Origin of the sequence: Marinoscillum sp., from assembly GCF_040222955.1 — a bacterium.
Lineage (GTDB): Bacteria > Bacteroidota > Bacteroidia > Cytophagales > Cyclobacteriaceae > Marinoscillum.
The window spans coordinates 148,010-161,294 of sequence record NZ_JAVKCA010000012.1; the positions used below are offsets into that span (position 1 = coordinate 148,010).

Genomic DNA, 13,285 nt, shown 5'->3' on the forward strand with positions numbered 1-13,285 from the left:
ATCATGCAAACACAAAACATCGAAATGCTTCCCATCCTCCAATCAACCATTGAAAAAGCAAGGGCGCTCACTATTTCACCAGAGCGAATCGCTGTACTCAAATCCCTGATCGAATACATTCAAACAAAAATCGATCAGGAGAAACCAGTTCACCTGAACTTTATCTGCACACACAATTCTCGCAGAAGTCAGTTTTCCCAGATCTGGGCACAGACCGCAGCAGACTATTTCGGCATTCCTGCGCATTGCTATTCCGGAGGTGTAGAGGTCACTGCCTTCAACGAACGTGCAGTAGCGTCCATCAAAAGAAGCGGTTTTGAAGTCTCCTCAAGGGGAGAAGACAACCCGACTTATTTCATTCTAAATTCAAAGAGCGGAGCGCCGGTAAGTGCCTTTTCAAAACTCTTTGATGACCCCATCAACAAAGCGGATCAATTTGCCGCTGTGATGACTTGCTCGCACGCCGATGAAAATTGTCCGTTTATACCGGGCACAGAAAAGAGAATCCCGGTGCGCTATGACGACCCCAAAGCATTTGATGGTACCACCGAGGAAGCTGCCCGGTATGACGAGCGATCCATGCAGATAGCCTCCGAGATGTTTTATGTATTCTCACAGATCAACAAATGAAAATCGCCTTCTTTTCAGACATACATGCCAACCTGCCTGCCTTAGATGCCTTTTTTCAGGATATTGACAAGGTGCAGCCCGATGCGCTTTATTGCCTGGGGGATTTGGTGGGCTACAATGTCTGGGCCAATGAAGTGGTGGAAGCGATAAGAAAGCGCCGCATACCTACCATCATGGGTAATCATGAGGAAGCTCTGCTCCTACCAACTGAGGAGAATGATCGATCTAACAGAGGAATCACCGGGAGGTTGCTCACGGCGGAAAACAAGCACTACTTAATGAACCTTCCCAGGCATCTCCAATTGGACTTTGAGACCAACGGGGAGCGTTTTCGTTTTTTGTTGGTTCATGGTAGCCCCAAAGCTGTCAATGACTATTTAGTAGAGGACTATCCTGAAAGTGAAATAACGGAAATGATGAACGCACATCAGGCGCAGGTTGTTTTGTGCGGTCACACCCACATCCCGTATCACAGAACGATCAAGACAGGAATTGACTACATGCATGTGGTCAATATTGGCTCTGTTGGAAGACCAAAAGATGGTGACTCCAGACTGTGCTACGCCCTTATTACCCTGGATGAAAACTTTTCAAAACACAATCCAAATGCGATTCGTGTGGAGTTCAGGCGAGTGAGTTATGAGATAGATACTGCTGTAAAAGCCATTGAAGAGAGTGAGTTCCCGGATGAATATGCTGACCTACTCATGCAAGCCAAATAGTTATAAAATCCTTAACACCATCATGTCAAACAACACAAAAAAACTTAGTTTCCTGGACCAGTACCTCACCCTTTGGATATTCCTTGCCATGGCCATTGGAGTAGGTATTGGCTATCTGTTTCCCTCCACATCCACTTTCATTGATTCATTTAGTAGTGGTAGTACCAATATTCCCATTGCCATAGGATTAATCCTGATGATGTATCCACCACTGGCTAAGGTGAATTACAAGTTGCTGCCACAAGTTTTCAAGAACGTAAAAGTCCTTTCCATTTCGCTATTGCTCAACTGGATCATTGGCCCTGTGCTGATGTTTGTTTTGGCTTTAACATTCTTACAGGATTATCCCGAATACATGGTTGGCCTCATTCTCATAGGACTTGCCCGTTGTATCGCTATGGTGCTGGTATGGAATGACTTAGCCGAAGGAAGCAGCGAGTATGGTGCAGGACTGGTAGCGCTGAACAGTATCTTTCAGGTGTTTGCTTACAGCTTTTATGCCTGGTTGTTTATTACGGTTTTACCCCCCTATTTTGGTTTTGATGGTGCCATTGTGGACATCTCCATTGCCACCATTGCAGAGAGTGTGGCCATCTACTTAGGCATTCCTTTTTTGATGGGAATACTCAGCAGAATGGTCCTGGTCAAAGCAAAAGGGGAAGACTGGTACAAAACCAAATTTATCCCCACCGTTTCGCCCATCACCCTGATTGCTTTGTTGTTTACCATCGTAGTGATGTTTTCCCTAAAAGGTGAACTGATTGTTCAGATCCCTATGGATGTCGTGAGAATCGCTATCCCGCTATTAATATATTTTGCCCTGATGTTCCTGATTGGTTTCTTTATCAGCAAAGCAATGGGTGCAGATTACGACAAAAATGCCTCCATAGCATTTACAGCGGCTGGTAACAATTTCGAATTGGCCATTGCGGTTGCCATTGCTGTTTTTGGTCTTAATTCGGGACAGGCATTTACAGGGGTTATAGGGCCATTGGTGGAGGTTCCGGCGTTGATTTTATTGGTGCGGGTGGCATTTTGGTTGCGGAAGAAGTATTACCCCGGGGATATTCTTTCGAGATGAAAAATTTGGGTTTGAAGTGAACAAATGCCGGAATCTCAGCAATGCCATAACAAAAGGATGAGATGCCGGTATTTCTTCGCTGCGAAAACCAGCCCGGAAACTGATTACCATCATTTTCCAATTTGATGTGAAAAAGATGTATTTTGTAGCAAGCAATGGATTCAAGGCTCATTGAATGACTCGCTCGGACACGGGCAGCTTACCCCCTAATGAAGCACAAATCTGGATGGCCAAACCCAATTATTACACCGCCCATTGGTAGTATTTGAAGGTCATCAAAGTCATTGAATCTATCTGTTGTGATTCAATACCCTGAATGACGTAGAAATGCTTCACCATTTAGGGAGATAAAATTGCAGACATGGGCAAATCAACCTTTTAGGACGTACATGAATATAACCATAGAAAATATCATCCTCATTGGGTCGGTACTATTGCTTATCAGTATCATCGCGGGAAAAACCAGTTACCGCTTTGGTATCCCCACATTGCTGCTGTTCCTCACCATAGGTATGCTAGCAGGATCAGATGGTATTGGGGGCATCTATTTTGACAATCCCCAGATCGCACAACTCATAGGAGTGGTTTCCCTTAATTTCATCTTGTTCTCGGGCGGTTTGGATACCAGTTGGCAATCTGTAAAGCCCATCCTAAAAGAAGGCATCGCTTTATCAACCGTGGGTGTTTTGTTAACTGCCCTTGGTTTGGGATATTTTGTCTACCTCATCACGGACTTTGGACTGTACGAGAGTCTACTTCTGGGTGCCATTGTCTCATCCACTGATGCTGCGGCCGTATTTTCTATTCTAAGAGGTAAAAACCTTGCCTTAAAAAAGAACCTCAGACCCACCCTGGAGCTGGAGAGCGGAAGTAACGACCCTATGGCTTACGTACTCACTATCGCCTTTCTTGCACTGGTACAGGAGCCTGATCAAAGCATATTATCAATCATCCCCTTGCTATTTCTGCAAATGACCATAGGTGGTGTAGCCGGGTTTCTCTTTGGTAGGCTGAGCAAAACAGTCATTAACAGAATCAAGCTGGATTACGAAGGGTTATATCCTGTACTCATGATTGCCCTGATGTTTATCACCTTTTCGGCAACAGATGCTATCGGTGGCAATGGCTTTCTTGCGATCTATATCTGCTCAGTCTACTTAGGTAATCAAAATCTGATTCATAAAAAGACCATTATGCGGATGTTTGATGGACTTGCCTGGTTGATGCAGATCGTGTTGTTCCTTACTTTAGGATTGTTGGTCTTCCCAAGCGAGATCATTCCTTTTGTGGGTATCGGCCTGTTGGTCTCCGTTTTCCTGATCCTGGTGGCTCGCCCATTGGCAGTTTTCATCTCGCTGATGCCGTTTAAAATGAGGCTGAAACGGAGGTTTTATATCTCCTGGGTGGGTTTGAGAGGTGCTGTACCCATAGTATTTGCCACATATCCTTTGCTCGCCGGAATAGACGAAGCGCATGCCATCTTCAACATTGTATTCTTCGTATCCATCACCTCTGTGATTGTACAGGGTACCACATTGTCCGTGGTGGCCAAATGGCTGCATGTTGGACTGCCGGAGAAAGCCAAGCCCCTTTCCCCAACGGATGAGTTGCTCATAGAGCATCCCAAAACCTTAATGAAAGAAATAGTGGTCAAAGAAAACTCCACCGCCGTTGGCTTGAAAATAGTGGACTTAATGTTTCCTAAGAATGCCATTATCGCCATGATAGAACGTGAAGGAGTCTATCTGACACCAAACGGCTCAACTGAGCTTATGGCCAATGATAAGTTGGTGGTGCTGACCGACAAAAAGGACGTACTGAATGAGGTGTATACTTCACTGAGAATGGACTCATGATCCCATGTAGCGAATAAATCTGACGGGAGGCTGGTCGATTAATCACCGCACATAGCCTTCAACCTCAGAGCCAATTCACACCTTAAAAACTATAAAATATTACAACCAACCGCGTATTTTAGCGGTTTAATCACTTTGACATTTAATCACTCGCACACCGTTGAGTAGTCTGAAGAAAACAAGTTTAATCACCTCCTTGATTGGCCATTTACCTGTTGGCTATTGGGCTGGCTTGTTCTGCTCAGGTTTACCTTTCCTTGCAGCAGCAAGGGGCTTCCAGACAATCAACCAGTAACTACTTATCCCATTGAAATGATGTGGAAATGATATGGGCCTGCATTCCATTGGAGCGATACATGTAGCTATACCGCAATGCCAGGGTTCGCAGCGAAGACTTGCGATCAAAGTGCTCTTTTAAGCCAATTCCCAGTGTGTAGGTTTCAAAGCTCGACAAGTCATAGTCCGAAGTGTAATATTTATCGGTCCGTTCGTGGGCTCCATAACCTTTGAAAAAGGGTGTCCCTTCCTGAACATAAAACCGAAAATGAGGTGCGAGGATAAACACCGGAGAGAGCTTAATACTTGTTTCGTTTTCGAGGGAAATGGCTCGTATTTCAAAACTATCCAGGTAGTAATTCATGGTATTCTTCAGAATAACGTTACCGCCCACAAATGAATGGAGTCTGAGTGCCATCCCTCCTTTCCAGCGCTGATAGGGTAATTGCTCCACCTTCAGGAAACCATCGGTAAAATAAACCCTATGAAAAGGTGTGGCCAGCAGGCCCTTCTGAAGGGTAAGATCCGCAAATAAACCCACCATGTTTTTGCGGTTAAGCACTTGTGTGTAGCCTCCCTTCAGAATGTAAGAATTTCGATTATGGGTATCATACCATTCTCTATTGCGATTTCGCAACTCAAAAGGGTAAACAAGCTCGGCAGGCCTGTAGTATTCGGAATGAAATAATCCCCACCTCAGGTCATCGTTGAACATTTGAAATTGCAGACTGTACTTCCTCATCCTGTCGGCACTTTCTTTGGTCACTCCAAGTTCGGTCTTCAGAGAGGAATAATCACTCTCCAGGGACAAACCCACTCCCCCGTCAACGGTCAGACCGGAATCTTTTAACTCGCGACCATAGGTCGTATAGAGATACCCGCGTCCGTCTAACCGCGAGGCAGAGGAAACAACGAAATCAATATTATCTGCGGAGGCCGAGGAAATAATATCCACCCCGGTCTGAAGCTGGAAGTAACGATTTTGCTTATCCTTCCTGATCCGAAGCGATGGCCCGTAAACGGTGAGTTTCTCGGTACCTATGCCGCCAGTCACTGCAGAATTATTACCATCCTGCAGGTAGTGATTGTAAACTACCTGTGTGGTGAAATGATCCACTTTAGGCCTGATGCTATCCGATGGGCTGTGTGCTTTTACTTCCTGCTCTACAAAGTCAACAACCAGTACCTGATCAGCCTTCTCCACATGCTCTATATTGCGTTTCTGACTCTGTGCTTTGAGTGTCAGTTGAACACTGACCAGGGTAGCCGCTAGCAATTCTTTTATCCTTATCATCCTTTATTCGTCAATTGCACCCACATCCACCACTTGATTTAGGGGCTCCGGCCGGGGTAGCACCCTCACGAATCGAATGAACATAATTGGAGAAGCTCTTACCACTATCAAAACTCATTTGCATTTCCGGGTCATCCACATATTGCCTTTCATAGGGCTTTAATGAAGCACAGGAAGACACCGTGGCAAGGACCACAAAAACACTAAGCAATCGCCTCATACTCAATATCTTTAGAGAAAGAAACCTCCTTCTGATCATCAATCATTATGCAGTGTGTCCGGGGCAGTTCATCGATAAATGCCATCCCATCTTCTACTCCCATCACATAAACCGCCGTGGCCAGCGCATCTGACAGTTCGGCACTGGGTGAAATCACCGTAACACTGGACACGCCTGATAAAGGTAATCCAGTGAAGGGATTAATGTTGTGCGAATAGCGCTTCCCATCATGGATAAAATACTGCTCAGCATCTCCGGAAGTAGCTACGGCCGCCTGATGGATAGGTATCTGAAAGAGCATTTTCTCCTGGTTTTCGGGATCAGGAATTCCCACACGCCAGGGGTTACCCCACTTATTAAACCCGAAGGCATTCAGGTCTCCGCTGGCATTGACAAATCCAGAGGTGACACCCATCGATTGCCACAGCGCTTTCACCCGATCGGACGCATAGCCCTTGCCTATGGCTGCAAAACTGATGCGCATATCCACGCTCTTCTGCACAGCATGGCTTGTATAATCCAAAGTCAGTCTCGAATATCCCACTTTCGTCAGGGCCTCTTCAATCAGCGTGCTGGAAGGAAACTCAAAGTCAGCCTTGCTAAACTGGTACAGTTGCTTGAGGGGGCTCACCGTGATATCAAATGCCCCGTGCGTCAATTGGCTGATTTTCTCCGACCGATCAATCAGGTGAAAACACTCCGCATCAATGGTAATGGGCGAATCAGAAGGATGATTGTTTATTTTACTTACCTCTGAATCAGGTAAGAATTCGGAAAGTAAACGCTCGATGCGAACAATTTCGGCAATGCCGACCTGCAGGATATGCATGGCCCTGTCCTCATCCTCGCTGATGACTCCCAGCGTGAAAGTACATCCCATTAATCGTTTGGTTACTTTCCATTCATTCACTTCAGTTGCTTTATGCCATGAGAAATCCTGCCGGCAAAAGCTGTGCTCGTTTCGTTATTGTAGTTTAATTCCAGGTACGCCTGATCGTGAGCTTCCACCAGTACAATAGTAGGATAAACACCCTGAAAATCATATCGCCTGGCAATGGAATCATTTTGCACCCTTTGGGTGGGTGTTTGCTTGTTCCTTTGAGGAAAATCCACCCGAACCAGCTCTATGGCATTGGTAGCCAAAAAGGCCTTGAATTCTGAATCAGATAAAACAGACTGCTCCAGCTTTCGGCAATTCAGGCACCAATCTGATCCCTCAAAAACAATGAGTTGGTACTTTTTACTTTCCCGTATACTGTGGTAAGATGTCATTAGCCCAAAGGCCAATGACATCCAAATAATTCTTACTAACATTAGCTATCCCAATCCTAATCATCACTACTGGCATCGATAAGTTTAAATATCCATGGGTCTTTAAGACCACTTGTCCTTCCACCGGAATTGGCTGATAGTTTTCGCTGGACGGTAAAATCATTCGGGAAATCACTGTCCGTCACGGTGGCCTCAAATTCACTTCCCGTGGCAGGGGTAAAAGTGATGATCATTGTTGTAGGATCATAGTCATAGGTACCCTCTCCCTCGGGCCATAGCGCATTAAACCCATCAGGCACATTTGTTATACTATATGCGTATAAAAGGTCTGATTCTGATTGTAAATCAAGCCTAAACTCCGTCCAATCTCCTTTCTCGGTGAGCCCAGCAGAAGGCTGAACCAGAGAGTTTTCTGTTTTCCAAAATCCTGTTACCTCGAAATCTGCATCAGCATCGGCCTCAGGACAACCTGTGCAAAAAATTAATGCGGTGATGACGATAACCAGAAGTGTTGCTTTTAGATTCTTCATTATGATCGATGTTTTGAATGCTTAAATAAATTATTTCTGGAGGATCACCCGGTGGGTAGTTTGAGTAGATCCGCTTAATATCCTGACGAGATAAATTCCCGGACGCTCACCCGATAGGTCGATTTTAGTCTCCTGAATCATGGCATTGATGTCCTGGAATAGCACCCTCCGCCCCATCATGTCATAAACCTCTATCTGATCTACTGCTCTCCCTTGAGTCTGGATAGTCACGAGACCCCTTGTAAACGATGGATAGATGGTGACAGTGTTGCTGGTTCCCTCTGCATCCAGGATCAGGAGACAACTTTCATTGTCAGACTGCCAGCCCAGGATGGGGTAGCCACCGTTGATGTTATCAAGATCCATGTCCCAGATTTCCTCTGAACCAATGCACTTAAAGTCCCAACCCGCATCTACGAAGGTGTATGGGTCCTTCATCTGAGCCGTGGTGAGACCCGTACCACCGGCACTCCCGGTCCGGCCGCTGGTCTCTGTATCCCAGAAGCAATTGGTAATAACAGCGCCTTCATTTCGGCCTACCAGGCCGCCCTCAGACAATGGCACACCCGGGCCGGTATTGGTGGCTCCTTTTACGAATCCTGTGGCATATGAATTCACAATACTTCCACCCCTGGTTTCTCCCACTAAACCTCCGGTATTTCTCGCATCAATCGTTTCTACAGAAACGGTTGAATAGGAATTAATGATCGTACCTGCTCCTCCATACATAAGCCCTACCAGCCCTCCAAGAGAGCGCGAGATATCCGCTTTCATCGCTCCTGTTGTGAAACAATTTTCTATTCTCGCTTTCTCATACATAATATTGGCCAGCCCGCCAGCGTTATCCGGATCTGACGTTAAACTAAGGTTCGTTAGTCCTAAATTTTTAACTTCACCATCCAGGTAATAAAAGAGGCCAGCCACATACGGCCATATATAAACCATCCCGTCAATGGTGTGGTAGCCACCATCATAACTACCTGTGAATTCTTCATGATAAAGAGCAATCCCGAACCCCGCGTTATAAAACTCGGCCCCCTCGGCAAACTCCGAAGCTTCAAACGAAATATTCTCCGTTTGCAGAAAATGCTTGCTGTAATCGAATGGCGAATTTGTCAGTGAATCCAGATCATATTTGTTACTTATCAGGTAAGGATCCGTTTCCGTTCCGGTTCCCCCACTGTAGCAATATTTCGCATTGACCACCACCTCTTTCAGGCTGTTACAATCAGCATTGACTGCCTCTACCCAAAAGTTTGTGGCCTTAGAAATCGTAGTAGTAAAGCTTGCCTCTGTTGATAATACATTGTCTTTGGTTTCGGTATCATACCAGGTAACCTCTCCGATAGTCGCTGTGGCTGTCAGCGTAAATTCGATTCCTCCACAGGCTGGATTCTCTGCGCCTGCTACTGTAATGACTGGGATTTCATTCACGATCACCTCCACCTCATCTTCTGCTGTACAGCCATCTTCGTTGGTGACCGTAAGTGTATAGGTGCCACTTGCTGTCACCGTAATAGACTGGGTGCTCTCCCCATTGCTCCAGCTATAGGAAGCAAATCCATCAGGTCCGTCTATGGTATACTCACCACAGGAAGGAGTGGGTGCAGCTAAGGTGAATTCAGGTTGTGTAAAGATGGTCACCTCAATTTCATCAGCTCCATCACAGACATTTTCTTTGCTCGAAACAACAGAATAAGTTCCTGAGGTGGTTACGTCTATGGTTTGTGTAGTAGCTCCGGTACTCCAGAGGTACGTGGTACCTGAGGTGCCCGCATCGAGCGTTACAGTTCCACCGCACTGTGAGACATCCTCACCCAATCTCACCTGAACAGCCTCAGGATTGTCCTGCCACTTCAAAATAGGAAACCCGCCTGTCACACAGCCATTGTCCATTTGCCACGTATCTGTGAAGTCCCATTCTGCACCAGTAAAAGTGCTTTGTAACCTCATCTCATCAGTAGTGATACCTAAAAGGGTAGACACCTCATCTCCTGATCCTACACCCGATTCCTGGCCACTACTCTTGGTATTCCAAAAGCAACCGGTGACTACACTTGAACCATCAATGCTGCCAATAAAACCACCTACTGACGAATTTCCACTAACCACTCCGGCAGCATAAGCATTGGAAAGAGTGGTAGAACTGGCAGATCCAATTAAGCCGCCAATTTCCGAGTTTCCATTAACCGTACACATGGAATATGAGTCCCTTATAGCGGATGTCATACTACCACCGCCAATCAAGCCACCCACATCAGTATCCCCATTGACTTCACCAGAGGCGTAAGAACTGGAGATATTAGCTACACCAGCTCCAACCAGGCCACCCACAAATTCCTTGCCGGTCACAGACAAATCTGACAGGCCGATATTCGATACTGAACCAGCTATGTAACCAAACATACCTATATTATTCTGGTCTGCTCTGGTGATTGTTAGTCCGTAAATCACATGGCCATCCCCATCGTATGAGCCATCAAATGCATGGTTAACCCTACCAATGGGACTAAATCCTTGTCCGTCGTAGTAAAAACTACCGTCTGCGCCGAAATCCGTAACTTCAAATGTGATGTCTGCGGTCTGGATAAAGTGGCTGCTCCAAAATGAGCTGTGATCACTAAGGTTCTTCAGGTCAGTTTTGTTTTCAATCTGGTAAGGATCTTGGCTGGTGCCCGTCCCGCCACTGAATGGACCTGTCATGGTAATATTTTCCTGTACCAGGCCTACCAATGCATTACCCGCTAAATCCTGAATGGTACCACCCCCTACCTCAATGGAAATATCACCTTGACCATCGGGTGTAATATCAGCTGTGTAAATAAGTGGATCATTAGATACCAGCAGGTTGGAGACCGCTCCGTTAGTTACAGCAATATCTGTCAGGTCAAAACCTGCTTCATCCGCTGCAAGGGCTTCGCTAAACTCAAACGACACTGAAAAAGGACTCAGGTCATAGTAGGATACCGAAGCTGGAGCTCCCGAAATGGTCACTGTAGGCGGATCAATGTCATAGAGAATTTCCAGCGAAATGGATGTATTACCATTGCCTGCCAGATCCATAGCTGCGTCTGCAGCGATGGCTATCGTAATAGTTCCATTGCCATCAGGAGAAACAGTGACCACATAGGCATCCCCAAATGAAGTCAGGTCGCCAGAGATCTCCGCATTGGTCAATACAATTTCTGAAACATCAAATCCGGTAACGGCCTCAGCTACTTCAGCTCCTGGCTCAACAAACGCTATTAAGATGGTGAAATCACCACTGACGGCCGTCGGAGCGTTGCCTGATTCATCAACAATGGCAACGCCGGGTGATACCAGGTCTATGGTGAGTTCCGTCTCAGTTTCATCGGTCCCTATATTTCCAGCTCCATCGGTGGCAGAAACACTTACCTCATAGGTATCATCCGCCAAATCAGGCGAAATGGTGCCTGCATCCAGCGTCCAGGTGGTGCCGTTGTTGGTAGCCGTGTAGGTATTACCACCTACAGTCACTTCGATGGTAGCACTGGCATCATCTATTGTTCCGGTCAGTTCCGGACTCACCACATTGGTGGTGAGTGCATCCACCGTCACCACAGGGGTGGTGGTATCTATGACCAATTCATTGGTCGTTGCGTCGGTGCCAGTATTCGTGGCTGCATCAGTAGCTGAAACACTTACCTCATAGGTATCATCGGCCAAATCTGGAGTGATCGTACCCGCTGCCAGCGTCCAGGTGGTGCCATTATTGGTGGCGGTGTAAGCACTGCCCCCTACAGTCACCTCTATTGCGGCAGTGGCATCGTCTATCGTTCCGGTTAGTTCGGGGCTCGCCACGTTGGTAGTTAGCGCATCAACAGTGACAATAGGTGCGGTCAGATCAACCGTTAATTCATCCGCAGTGTCATCGGTGCCTGCATTGGTGGCCATATCCGTGGCAGAAACACTCACATCGTATGTGCCCTCTGTCAGGTCCGGAGTGATGGTTCCGGCATCCAGCGTCCAGGTAGTGCCATTATTGGTGGCAGCATAGGCATTTCCTCCTACAGTCACCTCGATCAAAGCGCTTGCATCATCCACGGTCCCGGTCAGCTCAGGGCTCGCCACATTGGTGACCAGCGCATCAATGGTAACAGTCGGTACCGTCAAATCAACAATTAGCTCGTCAGAAGTATCGTCTGTACCCACGTTATTGGCCGGGTCAGTAGCCGAAACACTCACCTCATAAGTACCCTCTGTCAGGTCTGGAGTGATGGTTCCGGCATCCAGCGTCCAGGTAGCACCATTATTGGTGGCAGCATAGGCATTTCCTCCCACCGTCACCTCTATCGTGGCAGTGGCATCATCCACTGTACCTGTCAGCTCAGGGCTCGCCACGTTGGTGACCAGTAAATCCACAGTGACTACAGGAGGTGTTACATCATCTGGTGTAACTTCCAAATCATATTCACGCACAGGTGACCCGGAACCATTGGTTCCGAAGAGGTACATTTTGGACGCTCCGCCAAATGCCAATCCGGAAGGGCGTATATCATTAAAATCAAGCACGAGGGACTCCCCGGGCCCGGCGAAGGTGGCGGTGCTGATATCATATGCGGAAGAAAGAGAGTAGGTATAAACAGCTGATTGATTTGCTCCCATATCCAGGTGAACGGCATACATCATCAGACCATCCTGGCTAAATCTGAAGGATTCCGGAGACCCTGTTTCTACATTCACGCTGAATGTACTACCAACCGATGCAGTGGTAATGTCATGAGCCACGGACAAATTGTACTCGATCACCTGATCGTTGGTTTTGCCTATGATGAAGATCTTGGAACCGTCGCTGTTTAACTCTACGCCTGAGGTAAAATCCTCCTCTAAGGCAACACTAAACTTGCTGCGATTCTCCAAAACCGCCGTGGATACGTCGAAAGGAGTACTCAGACTAAAGGAATAGAGGCTGTCGGCCATGTCAAAAGTGTTGAGGTCAAAGTACGAACCCACCACAAAGAGCACTGAACCATCTGCCTTAAAGACCAGGTCCTGAGGCGTGATAGAATACTCGCTATTGCCCATCACAAAGGTCTTGGCTACATTCCGAACGGCTGTGGAGAGATCATAAGCCACACTCAGGTCGTAAGTATACACTACGTCCTCGGTGGCAAAGCTTGTACCACATAAAAACATGGCGGTACCATCACTATTCAGCGTTATCCCATTTGGGGAAGAAATATCAGTAAAGACATCCTTGGACTGAACAAAGGTGGCGCTCGCTATATCCTGACCCTCCGATGACGGATGGATGAACAGGAATAATAGCAGGAAGATTGTGGCACTTATCAAATTTGTGAACCACGGAGTTTTGCGGCGGGTAGTTGTCATAGAAAAATTGATTAGGCTATATAAAAACTATCTATAATCCAATTTTGAAAAT

The 13,285-nt window shown here is 46.7% G+C and carries 10 protein-coding genes; 4 read left to right on the forward strand and 6 right to left on the reverse strand.

The window, feature by feature from the left end; genetic code table 11:
- The first annotated feature begins 3 nt into the window (after window positions 1-3).
- From RIH33_RS11940 to RIH33_RS11955, 4 genes are all read left to right on the forward strand, one after another.
- Window positions 4-630, forward strand: a complete 627-nt coding sequence (locus RIH33_RS11940) for a protein-tyrosine-phosphatase (RefSeq protein WP_406653084.1) — start codon at window positions 4-6, stop codon at window positions 628-630.
- Entirely contained in the window at window positions 627-1,352 is a 726-nt protein-coding gene (locus tag RIH33_RS11945; protein WP_406653085.1) for a metallophosphoesterase family protein, read from the forward strand. The genes RIH33_RS11940 and RIH33_RS11945 overlap by 4 nt, the downstream gene beginning before the upstream one ends.
- A gap of 22 nt (window positions 1,353-1,374) precedes the next feature.
- Window positions 1,375-2,433 (forward strand): ACR3 family arsenite efflux transporter, encoded by a 1,059-nt coding sequence (gene arsB, locus RIH33_RS11950; protein WP_406653087.1) that lies wholly within the window; start codon window positions 1,375-1,377, stop codon window positions 2,431-2,433.
- A gap of 389 nt (window positions 2,434-2,822) precedes the next feature.
- The gene (locus tag RIH33_RS11955; RefSeq protein ID WP_406653089.1) at window positions 2,823-4,289 is read left to right on the forward strand and encodes a potassium/proton antiporter; all 1,467 of its coding nucleotides are present in this window, start codon (window positions 2,823-2,825) and stop codon (window positions 4,287-4,289) included.
- Between the two features lie 295 nt (window positions 4,290-4,584).
- Here RIH33_RS11955 and RIH33_RS11960 read toward each other — a convergent pair whose 3' ends face one another.
- The 6 genes from RIH33_RS11960 to RIH33_RS11985 are packed head-to-tail and all read right to left on the reverse strand — an operon-like array spanning window position 4,585 to window position 13,233.
- Complete coding sequence (locus tag RIH33_RS11960) at window positions 4,585-5,859, reverse strand: DUF3570 domain-containing protein (protein ID WP_406653091.1); 1,275 nt, start codon at window positions 5,857-5,859, stop codon at window positions 4,585-4,587.
- A gap of 10 nt (window positions 5,860-5,869) precedes the next feature.
- On the reverse strand, window positions 5,870-6,079 hold the full coding sequence (locus tag RIH33_RS11965; RefSeq protein WP_406653093.1) for a DUF4266 domain-containing protein: 210 nt from the start codon (window positions 6,077-6,079) through the stop codon (window positions 5,870-5,872).
- Window positions 6,063-6,959 carry an FAD:protein FMN transferase gene (locus tag RIH33_RS11970; protein ID WP_406653095.1) on the reverse strand — a complete coding sequence of 299 codons (897 nt, stop codon included), beginning with the start codon at window positions 6,957-6,959 and terminating at the stop codon, window positions 6,063-6,065. The genes RIH33_RS11965 and RIH33_RS11970 overlap by 17 nt, the downstream gene beginning before the upstream one ends.
- 26 nt (window positions 6,960-6,985) lie before the next feature.
- Window positions 6,986-7,393, reverse strand: coding sequence for a thioredoxin family protein (locus RIH33_RS11975; protein WP_406653097.1), 408 nt, complete (start codon window positions 7,391-7,393; stop codon window positions 6,986-6,988).
- A gap of 14 nt (window positions 7,394-7,407) precedes the next feature.
- Window positions 7,408-7,881, reverse strand: a complete 474-nt coding sequence (locus RIH33_RS11980) for a hypothetical protein (RefSeq protein ID WP_406653098.1) — start codon at window positions 7,879-7,881, stop codon at window positions 7,408-7,410.
- 30 nt (window positions 7,882-7,911) lie between these two features.
- Entirely contained in the window at window positions 7,912-13,233 is a 5,322-nt protein-coding gene (locus RIH33_RS11985) for an Ig-like domain-containing protein (protein ID WP_406653100.1), read from the reverse strand.
- Window positions 13,234-13,285 lie beyond the last annotated feature (52 nt).

Bases quoted from the DNA above. Each gene is read 5' to 3' on its own strand.
- RIH33_RS11940 (WP_406653084.1), top strand. From the start codon at position 4: ATGCAAACACAAAACATCGAAATGCTTCCCATCCTCCAATCAACCATT.
- RIH33_RS11945 (WP_406653085.1), top strand. From the start codon at position 627: ATGAAAATCGCCTTCTTTTCAGACATACATGCCAACCTGCCTGCCTTA.
- arsB (WP_406653087.1), top strand. From the start codon at position 1,375: ATGTCAAACAACACAAAAAAACTTAGTTTCCTGGACCAGTACCTCACC.
- RIH33_RS11955 (WP_406653089.1), top strand. From the start codon at position 2,823: ATGAATATAACCATAGAAAATATCATCCTCATTGGGTCGGTACTATTG.
- RIH33_RS11960 (WP_406653091.1), bottom strand. From the start codon at position 5,859: ATGATAAGGATAAAAGAATTGCTAGCGGCTACCCTGGTCAGTGTTCAA.
- RIH33_RS11965 (WP_406653093.1), bottom strand. From the start codon at position 6,079: ATGAGGCGATTGCTTAGTGTTTTTGTGGTCCTTGCCACGGTGTCTTCC.
- RIH33_RS11970 (WP_406653095.1), bottom strand. From the start codon at position 6,959: ATGGGATGTACTTTCACGCTGGGAGTCATCAGCGAGGATGAGGACAGG.
- RIH33_RS11975 (WP_406653097.1), bottom strand. From the start codon at position 7,393: ATGTTAGTAAGAATTATTTGGATGTCATTGGCCTTTGGGCTAATGACA.
- RIH33_RS11980 (WP_406653098.1), bottom strand. From the start codon at position 7,881: ATGAAGAATCTAAAAGCAACACTTCTGGTTATCGTCATCACCGCATTA.
- RIH33_RS11985 (WP_406653100.1), bottom strand. From the start codon at position 13,233: ATGACAACTACCCGCCGCAAAACTCCGTGGTTCACAAATTTGATAAGT.